At 56.7% G+C, this 17,902-nt stretch carries 15 protein-coding genes and 2 tRNA genes; 8 read left to right on the top strand and 9 right to left on the bottom strand.

Going from position 1 to position 17,902, the window contains the following annotated elements:
- Positions 1-19: 19 nt before the first annotated feature.
- Positions 20-262 (top strand): DinI family protein, encoded by a 243-nt coding sequence (locus tag ACJ8HB_RS06105; RefSeq protein WP_004935803.1) that lies wholly within the window; start codon positions 20-22, stop codon positions 260-262.
- Between the two features lie 378 nt (positions 263-640).
- Entirely contained in the window at positions 641-1,789 is a 1,149-nt protein-coding gene (locus ACJ8HB_RS06100) for an acyltransferase family protein (RefSeq protein WP_094859987.1), read from the top strand.
- Positions 1,790-1,922: 133 nt separating this feature from the next.
- Here ACJ8HB_RS06100 and ACJ8HB_RS06095 read toward each other — a convergent pair.
- The 4 genes from ACJ8HB_RS06095 to ACJ8HB_RS06080 all read right to left on the bottom strand — a co-directional run bounded on the left by ACJ8HB_RS06095 (position 1,923) and on the right by ACJ8HB_RS06080 (position 3,174).
- Positions 1,923-1,998: transfer RNA gene (locus ACJ8HB_RS06095), tRNA-Thr, on the bottom strand.
- A 6-nt stretch (positions 1,999-2,004) separates the two neighbouring features.
- A tRNA-Ser gene (locus ACJ8HB_RS06090) sits at positions 2,005-2,092 on the bottom strand.
- 157 nt (positions 2,093-2,249) lie between these two features.
- A complete protein-coding gene (osmE, locus tag ACJ8HB_RS06085; protein WP_033635291.1) occupies positions 2,250-2,579 on the bottom strand; it encodes an osmotically-inducible lipoprotein OsmE in 330 nt (109 codons plus the stop codon).
- A 127-nt stretch (positions 2,580-2,706) separates the two neighbouring features.
- Positions 2,707-3,174: a nuclear transport factor 2 family protein gene (locus ACJ8HB_RS06080; protein WP_025303631.1), complete on the bottom strand. Its 468-nt coding sequence runs from the start codon at positions 3,172-3,174 to the stop codon at positions 2,707-2,709.
- Positions 3,175-3,281: 107 nt separating this feature from the next.
- On the opposite strand from ACJ8HB_RS06080, the gene ACJ8HB_RS06075 reads away from it, so the two are divergent.
- Positions 3,282-3,860, top strand: a complete 579-nt coding sequence (locus tag ACJ8HB_RS06075; protein ID WP_047571243.1) for a TetR/AcrR family transcriptional regulator — start codon at positions 3,282-3,284, stop codon at positions 3,858-3,860.
- Here ACJ8HB_RS06075 and ACJ8HB_RS06070 read toward each other — a convergent pair.
- The 3 genes from ACJ8HB_RS06070 to ACJ8HB_RS06060 all read right to left on the bottom strand — a co-directional run bounded on the left by ACJ8HB_RS06070 (position 3,854) and on the right by ACJ8HB_RS06060 (position 6,011).
- The gene (locus ACJ8HB_RS06070; RefSeq protein WP_047571241.1) at positions 3,854-4,270 is read right to left on the bottom strand and encodes a VOC family protein; all 417 of its coding nucleotides are present in this window, start codon (positions 4,268-4,270) and stop codon (positions 3,854-3,856) included. The two genes, ACJ8HB_RS06075 and ACJ8HB_RS06070, sit on opposite strands and share 7 nt — an antisense overlap.
- Before the next feature lie 152 nt (positions 4,271-4,422).
- Complete coding sequence (gene ompC, locus ACJ8HB_RS06065) at positions 4,423-5,553, bottom strand: porin OmpC (protein WP_033635297.1); 1,131 nt, start codon at positions 5,551-5,553, stop codon at positions 4,423-4,425.
- 272 nt (positions 5,554-5,825) lie between these two features.
- Positions 5,826-6,011: a hypothetical protein gene (locus ACJ8HB_RS06060; protein ID WP_125460720.1), complete on the bottom strand. Its 186-nt coding sequence runs from the start codon at positions 6,009-6,011 to the stop codon at positions 5,826-5,828.
- A 238-nt stretch (positions 6,012-6,249) separates the two neighbouring features.
- Between ACJ8HB_RS06060 and ACJ8HB_RS06055 the strand changes: the two genes are divergently transcribed.
- Genes ACJ8HB_RS06055 through rcsB form a run of 4 tightly spaced genes read left to right on the top strand, consistent with a single transcriptional unit; the run spans position 6,250 to position 11,232 of the window.
- Positions 6,250-6,657: a DUF4186 domain-containing protein gene (locus ACJ8HB_RS06055; RefSeq protein ID WP_094859988.1), complete on the top strand. Its 408-nt coding sequence runs from the start codon at positions 6,250-6,252 to the stop codon at positions 6,655-6,657.
- 54 nt (positions 6,658-6,711) lie between these two features.
- Positions 6,712-7,866, top strand: a complete 1,155-nt coding sequence (locus ACJ8HB_RS06050; RefSeq protein WP_033653783.1) for an MFS transporter — start codon at positions 6,712-6,714, stop codon at positions 7,864-7,866.
- 20 nt (positions 7,867-7,886) lie between these two features.
- On the top strand, positions 7,887-10,589 hold the full coding sequence (gene rcsD, locus ACJ8HB_RS06045; RefSeq protein WP_094859989.1) for a phosphotransferase RcsD: 2,703 nt from the start codon (positions 7,887-7,889) through the stop codon (positions 10,587-10,589).
- Positions 10,582-11,232, top strand: a complete 651-nt coding sequence (gene rcsB, locus ACJ8HB_RS06040) for a response regulator transcription factor RcsB (protein ID WP_004935900.1) — start codon at positions 10,582-10,584, stop codon at positions 11,230-11,232. The genes rcsD and rcsB overlap by 8 nt, the downstream gene beginning before the upstream one ends.
- A gap of 61 nt (positions 11,233-11,293) precedes the next feature.
- Here rcsB and rcsC read toward each other — a convergent pair whose 3' ends face one another.
- Together rcsC and gyrA are read right to left on the bottom strand one after the other, a co-directional pair.
- Positions 11,294-14,155 carry a two-component system sensor histidine kinase RcsC gene (gene rcsC, locus ACJ8HB_RS06035; RefSeq protein ID WP_047571234.1) on the bottom strand — a complete coding sequence of 954 codons (2,862 nt, stop codon included), beginning with the start codon at positions 14,153-14,155 and terminating at the stop codon, positions 11,294-11,296.
- Between the two features lie 163 nt (positions 14,156-14,318).
- A complete protein-coding gene (gene gyrA / locus ACJ8HB_RS06030; RefSeq protein ID WP_060388057.1) occupies positions 14,319-16,961 on the bottom strand; it encodes a DNA topoisomerase (ATP-hydrolyzing) subunit A in 2,643 nt (880 codons plus the stop codon).
- Between the two features lie 212 nt (positions 16,962-17,173).
- On the opposite strand from gyrA, the gene ubiG reads away from it, so the two are divergent.
- Complete coding sequence (gene ubiG, locus ACJ8HB_RS06025; RefSeq protein WP_004935909.1) at positions 17,174-17,899, top strand: bifunctional 2-polyprenyl-6-hydroxyphenol methylase/3-demethylubiquinol 3-O-methyltransferase UbiG; 726 nt, start codon at positions 17,174-17,176, stop codon at positions 17,897-17,899.
- Positions 17,900-17,902 lie beyond the last annotated feature (3 nt).

The raw sequence follows: 17,902 nt of genomic DNA, 5'->3' as shown, positions 1-17,902 counted from the left end.
CAGTACTTACAGGTGAGACATGTTTGTAGAATTGGTATACGACAAACGCAACGTCGCTGGGTTACCCAACGCCGCCGAGATTATTCGCAACGAGCTGGAAAAACGCGTGCATGCACTGTTCCCGGAAGCTGACGTGCGCGTGAAGCCGATGCAGGCCAACGGCCTGAACTCCGACGCCAGCAAAAGCGATCGTGAGAAGCTGAACCGAATGTTGGAAGAGATGTTCGAAGAAGCGGATCAGTGGCTGGTCACTGATATTTGATAAGCGGCCTCAACCGTAGCCCAAGACTAATAGCCAAGCCTGAACCTAGCACCAGCAGGCTGGTTTATACGAACAAGGCAGCATGGCGACATTTTTATCTGACGGCTACACTATCCTGCACTCCTTCTGAGAAATAAAGACTTTCAAAAAGCATAGGGCTTACGGTTAGGTATGCAATGCTCATATGTGCTCCCCGCCGACTATCGCTCGCACAATTGAATAATTTCGAGGCCTATGGTAGCGAAAAACCTTTTTAACCCTATGGTTTACATTCAGAATTTACCAGCTAACCTCATGCGAGGTCTCATGCTATAATATCTAAAATAACCACCAACCCATTGGAATTATTGATGAAAATTTATTTAGGGGCTTCTCCTTATGCAACCTGCTAAAAAGTGGTCACAGGAACTTGAAGGTTTACGCGGCTTGGCCTCACTTTGGGTTGTTCTAGGCCACATATGCATTCTAACCAGCTTTCGCCCTCCCATTCTTTCTGATCCAGCAATCGGTGTAGATCTTTTCATTTTACTTTCGGGTTATCTGATGGCCAAAAATTATGTTGAACGTAAGGCAAAAGAACCCTGGAACGACTCATCGACATTTAAAAAATTTTGGACTCGACGGTTCTTCCGCATCGCGCCGCTTTACTATGTCTTACTAGTTCTGGCGATCGCATTCGGTAGCTACTTTGGTGAAGCCAGAGACATCATTGGCCATTTCTACAGCGAAACGCAAACCAACAGTTCACGCTATAGCGACCATTCATTTTTGAACGTACTCACACACGTCACCTTTATATTTGGCTTTCTGCCTGATTATTCCTTCAATACGGTACTCCCCGACTGGAGTATCGGATTGGAAATGCAGTTCTACTTTCTTTTCCCATTCATTATGTTGACAGTCTTGAAACTGGGATTTGCCAGAGCATGCCTCACGATTGTCTTGCTGTGCGGAATCGTCAAGTTTTTAGTACCGGACTACTTTGCCGCGTTCCCTATGCCTTCCATGATCCTAATAAAGCTGAACTTATTTATCGCGGGTATGCTAATGGCTGAATCAATCCGCAGAAAGAGTGTTCGATATGTCGCTTTTGCTTTGTTAACCGTACTGGGTAGCGCATATCTGCCACACGAATTGAATAAATACCATTTGCTCGCTCAGATAGGTCTGATCTTAATGATGATCATGATGCTTTGGACTCGTAGTGAAGAGAGTAAGTGGTCACGTGCGCTGCGCTTGCCACGTTGGTGCCTGACAAACCGTTTCAGCGTATTTCTGGGAGATGTCTCATACTCAGTTTACTTGCTTCATCTATTGATAGTTCTACCGGTCGTAGCCTATTTGCTCTCAAACACATCATTTGCCGAACTTTCTTCAGTGATGCGGTTCGTTGTTGCATCAGGAATCATTCTCCCGCTCACTTATGGTATCGCAACGTTGCTGTATCACTTTATCGAGAAACCAGGCATCAAACTCGGCAAAATGCTTATTAACCGCAACCAAACGAAAGCCGTCGCGCTTCAGTAATTGCCTATCGACACTCAATCTGATGGCATGCTTATCGATTAACTTCGACGCCACCTGAGAAATTCATTCTCGTGGCGCTTCCAGTAAAAATCCATAACAAAAAGCCCCAGCATTGCTGCTGGGGCCTCTGTCATGGTGCCGGCTACCGGAATCGAACTGGTGACCTACTGATTACAAGTCAGTTGCTCTACCTACTGAGCTAAGCCGGCTGAATTTGGCGGAAGGACAGAGATTCGAACTCTGGGAGCTGTTACACTCGACGGTTTTCAAGACCGTTGCCTTAAACCACTCGGCCATCCTTCCAATGGGCGCTGATATTAGCGATACCGTTATGAAATGTCTATCGTTTTGATGCAAAAAAATGGCATGGGCGGCGCAGTTGCCTAAACTTCAGGCCTTAAACGCTTAAAAAATGAAAAGCCCCGCGCAAGCGAGGCTTTTTTGGTCGGCCGAAACGCGATTATTTCGGCTGAGAATCGTAGTCTGAACAGGTTTGATAGCCCTTGTTCATGACATGGCCCGTGTCGTTGTAGCTGACAAAGTACGTCTGCACCTTGCCGTCGCGCGGCGCCACCGCATAGGTGTCGCAGGTGCCCTGCGCATGGATCAGCGTAGCGGACGTCGACGGCGGACCGGCGATAGCCCGCACCTGCTGCTTGGTCATCCCTACTTTGACATCGCTGACCACCGGCTCATTGACATAACTGGCTGCACGATCATAGGTGGTGCAACCGGCAAGAATGGAAAATACCGCCGCGGTGCCGACGGCCAAAACCAACTTCTTCGTCATAGCTTGTCCTCTTGGAGTGCATTTGTTGTTCCCTAAGTCTAGAAGCGGGAAGGCTTTTCTACAAATTCCCCTTTGTCGATCGGTGCGCTTTTGCACCCTAGAGGCCATCGCCGGCGCGCCAGCAGATTCAAAAACCGAAATCGCTCAGCGCTGGAACATCGTCCGGGCGCCGGCCGAGCGGCCAATGAAAACGCCGATCCTGTTCGCGAATCGGCATGTCGTTGATGCAGGCATGGCGGTTGATCATCAGCCCCTCCTGATTGAACTCCCAGTTTTCATTGCCGAAGCTGCGATACCAGTTGCCGGAATCGTCGCGCCATTCATAGGCGAAACGCACCGCGATGCGCGCGCCGTCAAACGCCCACAGCTCCTTAATCAGCCGATACTCCAGTTCTTTCGCCCATTTGCGTTGCAAAAAGCCGACCACCGCCGCGCGGCCGTCGACAAACTCCGCGCGGTTACGCCAGTGGGTATCGAGGGAATACACCTGCGATACGCGTTCGGGATCGCGACTGTTCCAGGCATCCTCCGCTAGCCGCACCTTCTCGATGGCGGATTCGCGGGTAAAAGGCGGCAATGGGGGTTTAATGCTCATGTTCATCTCCTGAGTGAAGGCATGTAGACAACTCTGTCTACACCTTTACGCTAGCGCAAGTAGACAGAGTTGTCTACAATCACTCGAAAATAGCCCCGGAGAAAATGATGACCGCCGATCTCAACGCCTTGCCCGCCCGCCAGCGCATCCTGCTGACGGCGCACGATCTGTTTTATCAAGAAGGGATCCGCGCCACCGGTATCGATCGCATCATCAAAGAATCGGGCGTGACCAAAGTGACCTTCTACCGCCACTTTCCCAGCAAGAACGATTTGATTACGGCGTTTTTGACCTATCGCCATCAGCAGTGGCTCAGCTGGTTCAGCACATCATTGGCCCGCCATGTAGCGCAGACCGGCGGGTTGCTGCCGGCGCTGGCGCCCTGCCTGGCGGAATGGTTCGACGATCCGCGCTTTCGCGGCTGCGCGTTTATCAATACTGCGGTGGAGATAGCCGATCTGCTGCCGGAAAGCCTGCACATCGCCGGCCGGCATAAGCGGCAGATGGCGGATGAACTGGCGCGCCACCTGCCCGCCGGGCCGCAGCGGGAACAGCGGGCGGCAATGCTGGCGATGCTGATCGACGGTGCCATCGTCAGAGTGCAGCTAGAGCGGCAACCGCAGGCCGCGCTGCAGGTGCTGAATGCCGCGTTGGACATGTTGGCGCAAGGCGGGTTCGATCAGTAATTGGCCCAGATGCCCGGCGTCACCAGTTCCAGCAGGTGGGCGTCGGGATCGCGAAAATAAATGCTCTCCCCGCCGTGTTCCCAGCGCATTCGCCCCTCAATCTCCACACCGTTGGCCACCAGATGCCGTTCCCAGTGCGGCAGTTGCTCTTTCGCCACCGCCAGCCCGATATGCGCCGGCCCCACGCCATCGTGCGCGGGAATAAACCCGGTCGGATACTGCGCCCCGCGCAGCGAATCGCCCTCGATAAACAGCAACAGTACGCTCCAATCGCCGACGTTATAGGCGCGAAACCGTTCATTGGCGACCATTGCCGGCAGCTTCAGCACCTGCCGGTAAAAAGCGTCCGCGCGTTCAATGTCGCTGACGTACAGCACCGTTTCGATCACCTTATCGATCTTGAGTTCCATATCACCTCCGTTCTGTTTGCTGTACTGACAGCGTAGGCCGAGCGGAGGCGATCCGAAGCGCTTCCCATGCCGACAACGGATCAATCCGTGCTTTTTACCGGCAAAAAAAAACGCGGCCCGAAGGCCGCGCTGTGTCATTCACACGCTGGTGCTTAGAACTGGTAAACCAGGCCCACGGCAACCACGTTGTCGGTGTTGATGCCGGCAGCGTCGGTGAAATCGTTGTTGTCCACCAGGTTGATTTTGTAATCAACATAGGTAGACATGTTTTTGTTGAAGAAGTAGGTCGCACCCAGGTCGACGAATTTGACCAGATCTTGATCGCCGTAGTCCTTGCCGTTGCCGGCGCGGCCCAGGTCTTTACCTTTGGTCTGGTTATAGCCCACGAACGGACGCAGACCGAAGTCGAACTGGTAGTGCGCGTAGGCTTCGAAGCTCTGCGCCTTGTTGGCGTAGCCATAAACGCTGCTGTCGGAACTGCCGAAACGCGCCGCGTTGTAGGACTGGGTGAACATCACCGCCAGGTAAACGTCGTTGGCGTCATATTTCAGACCGCCGGAGTAACCTTCCGCCTTGTCGCCGCGGCCCATAATATTGCGGTACGCGCCGGCGCCGTTCTGCTCGCTGGTGCGGCGAGAGTTGAAGAAGGCGCCCGCGGCGCTGATGCCGTAGCCCATGTCATAGCTCATGGACATGCCGTAGCCTTCGCCGTTTTGGCCCAGGACGTCACGACCGTTGTTGGTCTCTTCGCCGTTGCCGTTTTTACCCTGGTACTGCAGGGCGAAGTTCAGGCCGTCAACCAGACCGAAGAAGTCGTTGTTACGGTAGGTCGCCAGGCCGCTGGAACGCTGGAACATGAACTGGTCGGCGCCGTAGGTCATACCGTCGAACTCAGGCTGCAAGTCGGTATACGCCGCGACGTCGTACAGCACGCCGGTGTTACGGCCGTAGTCGAAGGAGCCGTAGTCGCCGAATTTCAGACCGGCGAAGCCGTAACGGGTGAAGTTCTTGTTGTCCTGGTTTTCAGCGTGGTTCAGGTTCGCCTGATATTCCCACTGGCCGTACCCGGTCAGCTGATCGCTGATTTGCGTTTCGCCGCGCAGGCCAAAACGCATATAAGACTGATCGCCGTCCACGCCGTTGTTGCTGGAGAAATAGTGAAGACCGTCGACTTTACCGTACAAATCCAGTTTATTACCGTCTTTGTTGTAGATTTCCGCCGCGCCTGCTGTGCCTGCAACCAGCAGTGCGGGTACCATCAGAGAGAGTACTCGAAGTTTCATCGTTATTATCCTCGTTAATTATGTCGAGCTACGGCCACTGCCCTTTTCGAGCATTATTAGCACGACTGTGCATTACCATTCTGGTAACAAGGGTTATATTAATCCAGAAAGAAAATGATACCAAGTATCCGATAGTGTTTCAGTGTAATTAATAAAGGTTTCGAAATGTAAATACACGCGAACTTTCACAAAACCTTACAGACAAACAAAATAAAGCACTTAAAGACAAAGAATAGATTAATTGATAAAAAATCATGTAGTTATACATATCTTTAAGAAAAAAAAGCCAACCATACAATTGAGACGGGCAATAAGCACATTGTGCCAAAACGCGCCCCACACGCAGCCGCTATAATCACTTCGCTATCATCATTATTTTCATTATTACCTTCATTATCGGAAGATAATTTCTGCATTCCTTTTAACCGGCTTCTGGCCGGTTTTTTATTTCCCTCCATACTCCCCTCACAATTTCGACTCGCACAAATAGCAAGCAAATAAATAACCCAATGATATAGTTTCACTAATTTACCGCCGCACTAATCGCTAATCTTTTTCCTTATTTTAGCCTACAAATTGAGCTTGCTTTTCATTTCGTGCTTTATCTTGCCGATTATTTCCCGCCGCAGGCACAATTAGCCGCAGAGTTTCAGTTCTGGTAATCTGAAAAAAGCGCACTTTCAGCGAGTAAAATTCATGATGCCCTTTCAACCCGACGTGCTGTGGCGGCGGCTGCAAAGTTCCCCCTTCCGCGCTCGCTTCCGTTTAAATGCCAAAGACCAGGCTTATCTCGAGGGCAAGGGATTACCCCTTATCCTCAGCCATGCCCGCGATTTTATCGATCGCCGCCTGGCCGCCGCCCACCCTAAAAACGACGGCAAGCAAACGCCGATGCGTGGCCACCCGGTATTCGTCGCCCAGCACGCCACCGCCACCTGCTGCCGCGGCTGCCTGGAAAAGTGGCACGGCATACCGCAGGGCGTCGCACTGGACGAGCGGCAAAAGGACTATATTATCCAGGCTATCGCGCTGTGGCTGGTGCGCAGAGGCGGCGCCAGGGATATATCAGGCACGAATATTTTCGACCCGGATCGCGGATTGTGATAAAAACTGTCAGTAACTTTCACCATTCTTTTGACCCAAGATCCTGACGCTTACATGACAGCCACCTTGTGCAATGAACAGCAAACGCCCGGCGTTCCTCAACAGATCGCCACCCGTCTGGCCTTTTTCGTCGCCGGTCTCGGCATGGCCGCCTGGGCGCCGCTGGTCCCCTTCGCCAAAGCACGCATCGGCATCGACGACGGCTCGCTCGGCCTGTTGCTGCTCTGTATCGGCGCCGGCTCCATGCTGGCGATGCCGCTGACCGGTTTCCTGACCGGCAAATTGGGCTGCCGCGCGGTGATCTTGATGGCGGGGCTGGGATTGTGCATCGATCTGCCGCTGCTGGCGCTGATGGACTCTCTCGGCGGCATGGCCGTGGCGCTGCTGCTGTTCGGTGCGGCGATCGGCATGATCGACGTAGCGATGAACGTTCAGGCGGTGATCGTCGAACGCGCCAGCGGCAAGGCGATGATGTCCGGCTTTCACGGTTTCTTCAGCATCGGCGGCATTGCCGGCGCCGGCGGCGTCAGCGCGCTGCTGTGGCTGGGGCTGACGCCGCTGCAATCCACCCTGCTTACCGTACTGGCGGTGATAGTGCTGCTGGCGCTCGCCAGCCGCCATTTGCTGCGTGAGAGCGGCGCCGACGACGGCGGGCCGATGTTCGTCTTGCCGCGCGGCTGGGTGATGTTCATCGGCATTCTTTGCTTCATCATGTTCCTGGCGGAAGGATCGATGCTCGACTGGAGCGCGCTGTTCCTCACCACATTGCGCGGCGTCGAACACAGCCAGGCCGGTCTGGGCTATGCGCTGTTTTCCATCACCATGACGCTCGGTCGCCTCAATGGCGATCGGGTGGTGAACTCGCTGGGCCGCTACCGGGTGTTGCTGCTGGGCAGCCTGTGCGCCGCTCTCGGCCTGAGTCTGGCCATCGCCTTCAATCACGCCACCGTGTCGCTGGTCGGTTTCATGCTGGTCGGCCTGGGCGCCTCGAACGTGGTGCCGATCCTGTTCAGCGCTGCAGGCAACCAGCGCGACATGCCGGCCAATTTGGCGATCGCCTCCGTCACCACCGTCGGCTATGCCGGTATTCTGGCCGGCCCGGCGCTGATCGGCTTCATCGCTCAGTTTTCCAGCCTGACGGTGGCCTTCGCCTGTGTAGCCGCTCTGCTGTTGGCGGTGACCGCCAGCGCCAGGGCCGTCACTCGCTGATTCAGGAATGCGCAGCCACTATGCAAAATAAACAATTGACCATCAGCTCCAGCAACATTACCCGCTGCTTCCTGCTGTTTATCGTGCTGCTGACGATCGGCATCGGCCTGTATGGCTACAACTACACCAATGCCTGGCTGGCGGAAAAGAAGTACGCGCTGAACAGCATTGCCGGTTCGCTGCAAAAGCGCATCGATACCTACCGCTATATGACCTATCAGGTCTATGACAAATTCGGCAATGCGCCGGCGCAGAATGTCGATCCCGGTTTGCAGGAAACCCGCCTGCGGCCCGACGTCTATTATATCGAGAAACCGCACAAGAAAACCGACGCGGTGATCTTCGGCAGCCATGACGAGAGCACGCTGGCGATGATCGCCAACATCTCGGACTACCTGGACACCCGCTGGGGCGCCAAGACCGAAAACTACGCCATGTATTACCTCAATGGTCAGGACAACAGCCTCAGCCTGATCACCACCCAGCCGCTCAAAGAGCTGGCTTCGCGCTTTCGGGAAAGCTACCTGACCACCTCGGCGGACGAACGCCGCGCCGAGATGCTGCAGCAGGCCAATATGCTCGACGAGCGCGAGAGCTTTTCCGATCTGCGCAAGCAGCGCTTCCAGAACGCCTATTCGTTCTCGATTCGCACCACTTTCAATCAGCCAGGGCATCTGGCGACGGTGATCGCCTTCGACTTGCCGATCAACGACATCATTCCGGCCAATCTGGCCCGCGCCAATTTCCTGCTGCAGCCGGACGAGGTTGATCTCGACGACAGCACCATCCCGGCGGAAACCGTCCTCGGCACCCATGCGACGATGAGCGGCGGCTGGGTGGAGTTCAGCGCCGCCCTGCCCAATGCGCCGCTGAAGGTGGTATATCGCGTTTCGGCCATCAATCTGGCCATCGACCTGCTGCGCAACAACATCTGGCTGATCGCGGTCAACTTGCTGCTGCTGGCGCTGTCGATGCTGAGCATCTACTTTATCCGCCGCCAGTACATTCGCCCGAGCGAAAACATGGCGGTGGAACTGGAGGCCGAGCGCGCGCTGAATCAGGAAATCGTCTCCAGCCTGCCTTCCGGCCTGCTGGTCTACAGCTTCGCCAACAATGCGGTGATCGCCAGCAATAAAATCGCAGAGCACCTGTTGCCGCACCTCAGTCTGCAAAAGATCGCCCATATGGCCGAACAGCATCACGGGGTGATCCAGGCGACGGTCAACAACGAGGTGTATGAAATCCGCATCTTCCGCAGCCAGTTGTCGCCGGACACCTACCTGTTCCTGATGCACGATCAGGATAAAGAGGTGATGGTGAACAAGCGGCTGCAGCAGGCACGGCGCGAATACGACAAAAACGTTCAGGCGCGCAAGCTGATGCTGCACAACCTGGGCATTGAGCTGAATCAGCCGGTACGCCAGATGCACGATCTGGTCGATCGTCTGCACGGCAGGCCGGATGAGGAACAGCAGCAGGCGCTGCTGGGCCAGCTGACGGCGGCGTCGGCTTCGGTGCTGGAATTGATCGATAACATCACCCTGCTGACCCGGCTGGAAACCCAGGACTGGCAACCCTCGCGCGAGCCGTTTAGCCCGACGGCGATGATCGACGAGTTGCTGTTGGAGGCCCTGCCCGCCCTTAATCAGAAGGGGCTGGCGCTGTTCAAGCATTTCCAGCTGGACGTCGAGCAGAACTATATCGGCGACGCCAACGCGCTGCGCAAGGTGATCTCGCTGCTGGTGCATTACGCCATTATCACCACCGCCTGCGGCAAGGTTACACTGGTTATCGACCATGAGCCCGAGCACCCTGACCGCCTGATTTTCCAAATCAACGACACCGGCTCCGGCATCTCCAACGAAGAGATCAGCAACCTCAACTATCCGTTCCTCAGCCAGACGCTGGTGGATCGCTTCAACCACGGTTCCGGCCTCACCTTCTTCCTGTGCAATCAGCTGTGCAAGAAGCTTAACGGCCAGTTGGACATTCGCAGCAAGGTGGATATCGGCACTCGCTACACCATTCGCGTCGCCATGGAGATGGAGAAAAAAGAGCCGCAGGAGCAGGAAAAACTGCTCGACGGCGTCACCGCCCTGCTGGACGTCACGTCGGATGAAGTGCGCGGCATCGTGACCCGTCTGCTACAGGCCTACGGCGCCGACTGCCTCGTCGCCGACGATCGCGCGGTCAATCGCGATTATGACGTGCTGCTGACCGATAACCCGCAGAGAGCCGATGATTACACCCTGCTGCTGGCGACCGATGAGCCGGGTTGGCAAGCGCTGGATAAACGCTACATTCGGGTGAACTACAACCTGAACGGCGCATTAATCGACGCCGTGCTGATACTGATCGAACAGCAAATGGCCGCGCTGGAACAGGAAGAAAGCCCGCTTTCATTGAGTTCAGAAGATATCCAACTCTATGAAAAACAATTGAAATCAAGTGATTACTATGGGCTGTTTGTCGATACAGTACCCGACGATGTCAAAAAACTGTATACTGAGGCGGGCAGCAGTGATTTCAATGCGCTGTCACAAACCGCACATCGCCTGAAAGGCGTGTTTGCCATGTTAAATCTGCTTCCCGGCAAGCAGCTGTGCGAATCGTTAGAACAGCGCATCGCAGAAGGTGATGCGCCCGAGATCGAGAATAACATCAGTCAGATTGATTTTTTCGTCAGCAGACTGCTGAAGCAAGGTAGCCAACAACATGAATAACCTGAACGTAATTATTGCTGATGACCATCCTATCGTACTGTTTGGCATCCGGAAGTCACTTGAGCAAATTGAATGGGTGAATGTCGTTGGGGAGTTCGAAGACTCAACCGCACTGATCAACAATCTGTCCAAGCTGGACGCCAACGTGCTGATCACCGATCTGTCGATGCCGGGTGACAAGTATGGCGACGGCATCACGCTGATTAAGTACATCAAGCGTCACTATCCGCAGTTGTCGATCATCGTGCTGACCATGAACAACAACCCGGCGATCCTGAGCGCGGTATTGGATCTGGATATCGAAGGCATCGTGCTGAAACAAGGCGCGCCGACCGATCTGCCGAAGGCGCTGGCCGCCCTGCAGAAAGGCAAGAAGTTCACGCCGGAAAGCGTCTCTAAACTGCTGGAGAAGATCAGCGCCAGCGGCTATGGCGACAAACGCCTGTCGCCGAAAGAGAGCGAAGTGCTGCGCCTGTTCGCCGAAGGTTTCCTGGTGACCGAGATCGCCAAGAAGCTCAACCGCAGCATCAAAACCATCAGCAGCCAGAAGAAATCGGCGATGATGAAGCTGGGCGTCGAGAACGACATCGCCCTGCTCAACTACCTCTCCTCCGTCAGCATGACGCCGTTGGACAAAGACTAAAGCCTGACTCACGGCAGGTTAACGCCAAACAGGCACGGCATTCGCCGTGCCTGTTTGCTTTTCAAGCCTCGCTGCGGCTGTAGCGCACCTGCTGGCTGTAGTAAGCCAACGTCTGTTCCAGCGTCTCCAGCGTGACCGGTTTCGACAGGCAATTATCCATACCCGCCTCAAGGCAACGCTGCTTCTCTTCCGCCAGCGCGTTCGCCGTCACGCCGATCACCGGCGCGCTGAACTGCATCTGCCGCAGCGTCTGCGTCAGACGATAACCGTCCATATTCGGCATATTGACGTCGGTCAGCACAATATCGACGCGATGCTGTTTCAGCACGCCGAGCGCGTCGACGCCGTCGTTGGCGGTCACCACCTGATATCCCAGCGATCCCAGCTGATCGGACAACAGGCGACGGTTGATCGGATGATCGTCGACCACCAGCAGATGAATATCGCCGTTGTCCGCCGCGCTAGCCTTGGCGGGCACCGGCAGCTGCACCAGCGCCTCTGCCGCGCCGCTGCCGACGCCGAACAACCGGTTAAGCAAGGTCAGCGTTTCACGCGGCGTGGAGGTGCTGTGCATCCAATAGCCCGGCCGGGTTTCCTGTGATGGGCCAATATGCTCGGTGGAGAATTGGATCTGAGCCAGCAGCGGCGCATCCAGCATCAGCGGATGATCGCTGAGCAGCACCTCTCCCGCGGCGGTCTCCTGCCCGTCATAGCGCTGGATATCGGCGCCGTAGCCGCCCAGGATCGCCATCAGGTAGCTTTCCAGCCGCTGATTGCGGATATCCAGCCACAGCCGACGCCCCTGCCAGGTATCGCTGGCCTGCGGGATCGGGAACTGGGCGTTAAACAATGGAATGCGAATGCTGAACAAGCTGCCCAGGCCCGGCTCGGACTCGACGGAGACGTCGCCGTCCATCAGGTTGACCAATTTCTCGCAGATCGCCAATCCCAGGCCGGTGCCCTGGAAATGACGCTGCACGCCGGTCCCCACCTGGAAGAACGGATCGAACAGGCGCGAAATCTCCTTCTCCGGGATGCCGACGCCGGTATCGCGCACGCTGAACTCCAGGTAGCTGCCGCGGGTGCAGACCTGCAGCACGATACAGCCGGTATCGGTGAACTTGATGGCGTTGTTCACCAGGTTGGAGAGCACCTGCTGCAGCCGCACCGGATCGCCGAAGATGCGCTCCGGCACGTTCTGTTCGATAAAGCAGTACAGCCCCAGACGTTTCTTGACCACCAGCGGCAAATAGTTGCCGGCGATATGGGTGATCACCTCCAGGCAGGAGAACTCGCGCGGTTCAATCTTCAACTGCTCGGACTCGATTTTGGAGAAATCGAGAATGTCGCTGATGATTTTCAGCAGCAGGCCGGAAGAGTTGTTCATCGCATTGACCAGCCGATCGACCCCTTGCGGCAACGCCTTGGTTTGCAGCAGATCAAGGTTGCCGATAATGCCGTACAGCGGCGTGCGCAGCTCATGGCTGACGGTGGCCAGGAACATCGATTTCGACTGGCTGGCCTGCTCCGCCGCCGCCGCCATCTCCTGCAGCGACTCTTCCATCTTCACGCGCGCGCTGACGTCCACCAACACGCAAATCGCCACCTCTTCGTTACGGTAGCGCGAATGGACAAAGCTGATCTGCAGGTTGTTGTTGTTGCTGGTCATCACATCGACGAAATTCGCCTGCTGTTCGCAAATGATGCGCGTTATGCGATCGCGATCTTCGTGGGTCAACAGGTTGATGTAGTTGTGCGCCAGCTCGTTACTCAAAATATTGGTGCCGTCGCTGATGCGCAGGATACAGATGCCCACCGGCGCCGAAGCGACGATCTTGCGGTTGAACTGCTCGTGCTCTTCCAGGCGGAAGGCGTTGTCCTCCGCCGGCAGGAACATCTTGCGCTCAAACAGCCACGCCAGCGTGAACAGCACGATGGCCGACAACAGGTTCAGCAACAGCGCGTTGAGGATCAGCATTTTGAAGCGTTCCACCACGCTTTTCACCGGCAGCGCATAGACGATGCTCAGCGAAGAAGGCGGCAGCGCTTTCTTCAGGATCAGGTCGCGGTAATTGTCGACATAACCGAAGTAGGCATGCTCTTCGGGGTAGCTGTTGAGCGCAGCGGCATAGCGTTCGCCATCCGCCAGGCGCAGCACCGGCTCGTTGTTCTCATCCAGCAGCGTGACGCCGATCGGCAGGTTGCCGGCGGTAACGAAATCTTCCAGCCGAACGGTTTGCTCGATGCCCAGCAACGCCTCCAGCTTGTTGCCGATATAGAGAGGCGTCAGCACGTACAGATAACCGACGTCCGGCCGCTGCGCGCTGGGGCTGATCCAATACAGGTTGTTGTCTTTGTCGAGATTCTTGGCGTTGCGGTATTTCAGAATGCGCTCGTGCAGCAACTTCAGCATGTTTTCCCGATTGGCGCTCGCGTTGCCGCCGCCGAACTCCGCCATACACAGGCTGTCGCCGCCGATGAAGAACACCCGGTTGAGATCGTAGGCCGCCACGAAGTTCTCTTTCCAATACTGGATCAGGCCGCTCAGCGAATCGAGCGAACTGCGATAGGTGGTGCTCAGCGCGCAGTTGGACTCCGGGTACAGCGGAAAGAATTGCGGCGGGCTGCCCTTGCCGGGGATCACGCCGCTGAACATGTCCAGGCCGCTGACCGAACCGTTGAGGCGGTTTTCCGCCATATACTTGATGTCGCGAATGATGTCAGCGGAGTGACGGATGTAGCCCTGCGCCTGGTCGAAGTTGAGGTTGTACTCCTGCCGGATGTCCGATTCTTTCTGATGCAGGATATTCAGAATATAAAAGGTGGTGAGCAGCGCACCCAACGACCACAGCAAAATCGCCAGTACCCGGAACAGATAGCGGGATATCTTCAGCGTAGTTCGAAAAGAGGCTAAGTATTTCAATCGGATACCATACGAAAGTCAGTGGCGGCGCACGCTGTCGCCGGCGCAGCGGCCGGCGGCTCGGTGCGCCAATTAAACCATATAACTGAAAAAGGGCCTAGCATCGCTGCCAGACCCTTTTGTCGCAGTGCATCATGGTGCCGGCATGCCGACGCCCTTTGCTTTAAACGTTGTCGTCGTCCATCGGCTCAGCCGCGTCGTCGCCATCGTCCAGCGGCGTGGTGTCTTCTTCCACCGCTTCCGCGCCCGGCTCCAGGCTGTCCAGCTCTTCGTCTTCCACCGGCTCGGCCACGCGCTGCAGACCGACGACGTTTTCGTCTTCCGCCGTGCGGATCAGCGTCACGCCCTGGGTGTTACGGCCCACCACGCTGACTTCCGAAACGCGGGTACGCACCAGCGTGCCGGCATCGGTGATCATCATGATCTGGTCGCTGGTTTCCACCTGCACGGCGCCGACCACCTGGCCGTTACGCTCGCTCACCTTGATGGAGATAACCCCCTGGGTGGCGCGCGACTTGGTCGGGTACTCGGTCACGGCGGTACGTTTACCGAAGCCGTTTTGCGTGACGGTCAGGATGTCGCCTTCGCCGCGCGGCACGATCAGCGAGATCACGCTGTCGCCTTCGCCGAGGTTGATGCCGCGCACGCCGGTCGCGGTACGGCCCATCGAACGCACCTGCGTTTCCGGGAAGCGCACCACTTTACCGTTGGCGGAGAACAGCATCACTTCGTTGCTGCCGTCGGTCAGATCGACACCGATCAGCTCGTCACCCTCGTTGAGGTTGACGGCGATGATGCCGGCGCTGCGTGGGCGGCTGAACTCGGTCAGCGCGGTTTTCTTCACGGTACCGCTGGCGGTGGCCATGAACACGTGGCGCCCTTCTTCATACTCGCGCACCGGCAGAATGGCGGTGATACGCTCATCGGCTTCCAGCGGCAGCAGGTTGACGATTGGGCGACCGCGCGCGCCGCGGCTGGCTTCAGGCAGTTGGTACACCTTCATCCAGTACAGGCGGCCACGGCTGGAGAAGCACAGGATCGTATCGTGGGTGTTGGCCACCAGCAGACGATCGATAAAGTCTTCTTCTTTGATACGCGCCGCAGACTTGCCTTTGCCGCCGCGGCGCTGCGCTTCATAGTCGGACAGCGGCTGATACTTCACGTAGCCCTGGTGAGACAGGGTCACCACCACGTCTTCCTGGTTGATCAGGTCTTCGATGTTGATGTCGGAAGTATTGGCGGTGATCTCGGTGCGGCGGCCGTCGTTGTACAGCTCTTTGACTGCCACCAGCTCTTCGCGGATCACTTCCATCAGGCGCTCTGGGCTTTCCAGGATAAAGATCAGCTCGGCGATAAAGTTGAGCAGCTCTTTATATTCGTCCAGCAGCTTCTCGTGCTCCAGGCCGGTCAGTTTCTGCAGGCGCAGATCCAGAATCGCCTGAGCCTGCTGCTCGGTCAGGTAGTACTTGCCGTCGCGGATGCCGAACTCCGGCTCCAGCCACTCAGGGCGGGCGGCGTCGTCACCGGCGCGCTCCAGCATGGCGCTGACGTTGCCCAGATCCCACGGCTGCGCCACCAGCGCGACTTTCGCTTCGGCCGGGGTCGGCGCACGGCGAATCAGCTCGATGATCGGATCGATGTTGGCCAGTGCGATAGCCAGCGCTTCCAGGATATGGGCGCGGTCGCGGGCCTTGCGCAGTTCGAAGATGGTGCGGCGCGTAACCACTTCGCGGCGGTGACGCACGAAGGCTTCGAGGATGTCTTTCAGGTTCAGCAGCTTAGGCTGGCCCTGATGCAGCGCGACCATGTTGATGCCGAAAGTGACCTGCAGTTGCGTCAGCGCATACAGGTTGTTCAGCACCACTTCGCCGACCGCGTCGCGTTTGACTTCGATCACGATGCGCATGCCGTCTTTATCGGACTCGTCGCGCAGCGCGCTGATGCCTTCCACGCGCTTTTCTTTCACCAGCTCGGCGATCTTCTCGATCAGACGCGCCTTGTTCACCTGATACGGGATCTCGTGAACGATGATGGTTTCGCGCCCGGTCTTGGCGTCGGCTTCCACTTCCGCGCGCGCGCGCAGGTAGACTTTGCCGCGCCCGGTGCGGTAGGCCTCTTCAATGCCGCGACGGCCGTTGATGATCGCCGCCGTCGGGAAGTCCGGCCCCGGGATGTGTTCCATCAGCCCTTCGATGCTGATGTTTTCATCGTCGATATAGGCCAGGCAGCCGTTGACGACTTCCGCCAGGTTGTGCGGCGGGATATTGGTGGCCATGCCCACGGCGATGCCCGACGAGCCGTTGACCAGCAGGTTCGGGATCTTGGTCGGCATGACGGCCGGGATCTGCTCGGTGCCATCATAGTTAGGCACGAAGTCGACGGTTTCTTTTTCCAGATCCGCCAACAGTTCGTGAGCAATCTTGGACATGCGCACTTCGGTATAACGCATCGCCGCAGCGGAGTCGCCGTCGACGGAGCCGAAGTTACCCTGACCGTCCACCAGCATGTAGCGCAGTGAAAACGGCTGAGCCATACGCACGATAGTGTCGTAAACCGCTCTGTCACCGTGTGGGTGATATTTACCGATCACGTCCCCGACGACACGGGCCGATTTCTTGTATGGTTTATTCCAGTCGTTACCCAATACGCTCATCGCGTACAGAACGCGGCGGTGAACCGGCTTCAGTCCATCACGAACATCTGGCAGCGCACGTCCGACAATAACGGACATCGCATAGTCCAGATACGAGTTTTTCAACTCGTCTTCGATGTTTACCGGTGTGATTTCTCTGGCAAGGTCGCTCATGGAGCTGCTATCCCTCTACTAATGATTCATCTGCCCGCTGCCATAGTGGCAAAGGTGTAAAACTATATCACAAAGCACGCTTTACGGGAAAATAACCGCCGCTGTTTCACGGAAATTGTGCAGATAAGTGCGCTAAAAACGCATCGGCGCAGACGATGCCGCGCCGGAACATGTATAATCCGCGCAACGAGAACAAGGAGCCAGACAAGCCCATGAACGCAGAATCATCCAGCCGAGTGCAAAACGTTGACCACCAGGAAATCGCCAAGTTCGAGGCCGTCGCCTCCCGCTGGTGGGATCTGGAAGGCGAGTTCAAACCGCTGCACCGCATCAACCCGCTGCGCCTGAACTACATCATGCAGCGCGCCGGCGGCATTTTTGACAAGCAGGTGCTCGACGTGGGCTGCGGCGGCGGCATTCTGGCGGAAAGCATGGCGCGCGAAGGCGCCAAGGTGACCGGGCTGGACATGGGCGCGGAGCCGCTGCAGGTCGCGCGGCTGCACGCGCTGGAAAGCGGCATGGACGTCACCTATGTGCAGGAGACGGTGGAAAGCCACGCTCAGGCCAACCCGCAACGCTACGACGTGGTCACCTGCATGGAGATGCTGGAGCACGTGCCGGATCCGGCCTCGGTGGTGCGCGCCTGCGCCCAGCTGGTGAAACCGGGCGGCCACGTGTTCTTCTCCACCATCAACCGCAACACCAAAGCCTGGCTGATGGCGGTGATCGGCGCGGAGTACGTGCTGAAGATGGTGCCGCAGGGCACCCACGATCATAAGAAGTTCATTCGCCCTTCCGAACTGATCGGCTGGGTCGACGGCACGCCACTGCGCGAAAAGCACATGATCGGCCTGCATTACAACCCGATCACCGATCATTTCAAGCTTGGGCGCAACGTTGACGTGAACTACATGGTGCACACCCAGCACGAAGGTTAAGCT

It is taken from the genome of Serratia sp. CY27727, from assembly GCF_052169275.1.
Taxonomy (GTDB): Bacteria; Pseudomonadota; Gammaproteobacteria; order Enterobacterales; family Enterobacteriaceae; genus Serratia; species Serratia sarumanii.
The sequence above is the reverse complement of the archived record's forward strand: the minus strand, read 5'-3'. Positions and strand labels throughout refer to the sequence as shown.

Excerpts from the sequence above, each read along its gene's own strand:
- ACJ8HB_RS06105 (WP_004935803.1), top strand. The coding sequence starts at position 20 with ATGTTTGTAGAATTGGTATACGACAAACGCAACGTCGCTGGGTTACCC.
- ACJ8HB_RS06100 (WP_094859987.1), top strand. The coding sequence starts at position 641 with ATGCAACCTGCTAAAAAGTGGTCACAGGAACTTGAAGGTTTACGCGGC.
- osmE (WP_033635291.1), bottom strand. The coding sequence starts at position 2,579 with ATGACGAAGAAGTTGGTTTTGGCCGTCGGCACCGCGGCGGTATTTTCC.
- ACJ8HB_RS06080 (WP_025303631.1), bottom strand. The coding sequence starts at position 3,174 with ATGAGCATTAAACCCCCATTGCCGCCTTTTACCCGCGAATCCGCCATC.
- ACJ8HB_RS06075 (WP_047571243.1), top strand. The coding sequence starts at position 3,282 with ATGACCGCCGATCTCAACGCCTTGCCCGCCCGCCAGCGCATCCTGCTG.
- ACJ8HB_RS06070 (WP_047571241.1), bottom strand. The coding sequence starts at position 4,270 with ATGGAACTCAAGATCGATAAGGTGATCGAAACGGTGCTGTACGTCAGC.
- ompC (WP_033635297.1), bottom strand. The coding sequence starts at position 5,553 with ATGAAACTTCGAGTACTCTCTCTGATGGTACCCGCACTGCTGGTTGCA.
- ACJ8HB_RS06060 (WP_125460720.1), bottom strand. The coding sequence starts at position 6,011 with ATGGAGGGAAATAAAAAACCGGCCAGAAGCCGGTTAAAAGGAATGCAG.
- ACJ8HB_RS06055 (WP_094859988.1), top strand. The coding sequence starts at position 6,250 with ATGATGCCCTTTCAACCCGACGTGCTGTGGCGGCGGCTGCAAAGTTCC.
- ACJ8HB_RS06050 (WP_033653783.1), top strand. The coding sequence starts at position 6,712 with ATGACAGCCACCTTGTGCAATGAACAGCAAACGCCCGGCGTTCCTCAA.
- rcsD (WP_094859989.1), top strand. The coding sequence starts at position 7,887 with ATGCAAAATAAACAATTGACCATCAGCTCCAGCAACATTACCCGCTGC.
- rcsB (WP_004935900.1), top strand. The coding sequence starts at position 10,582 with ATGAATAACCTGAACGTAATTATTGCTGATGACCATCCTATCGTACTG.
- gyrA (WP_060388057.1), bottom strand. The coding sequence starts at position 16,961 with ATGAGCGACCTTGCCAGAGAAATCACACCGGTAAACATCGAAGACGAG.
- ubiG (WP_004935909.1), top strand. The coding sequence starts at position 17,174 with ATGAACGCAGAATCATCCAGCCGAGTGCAAAACGTTGACCACCAGGAA.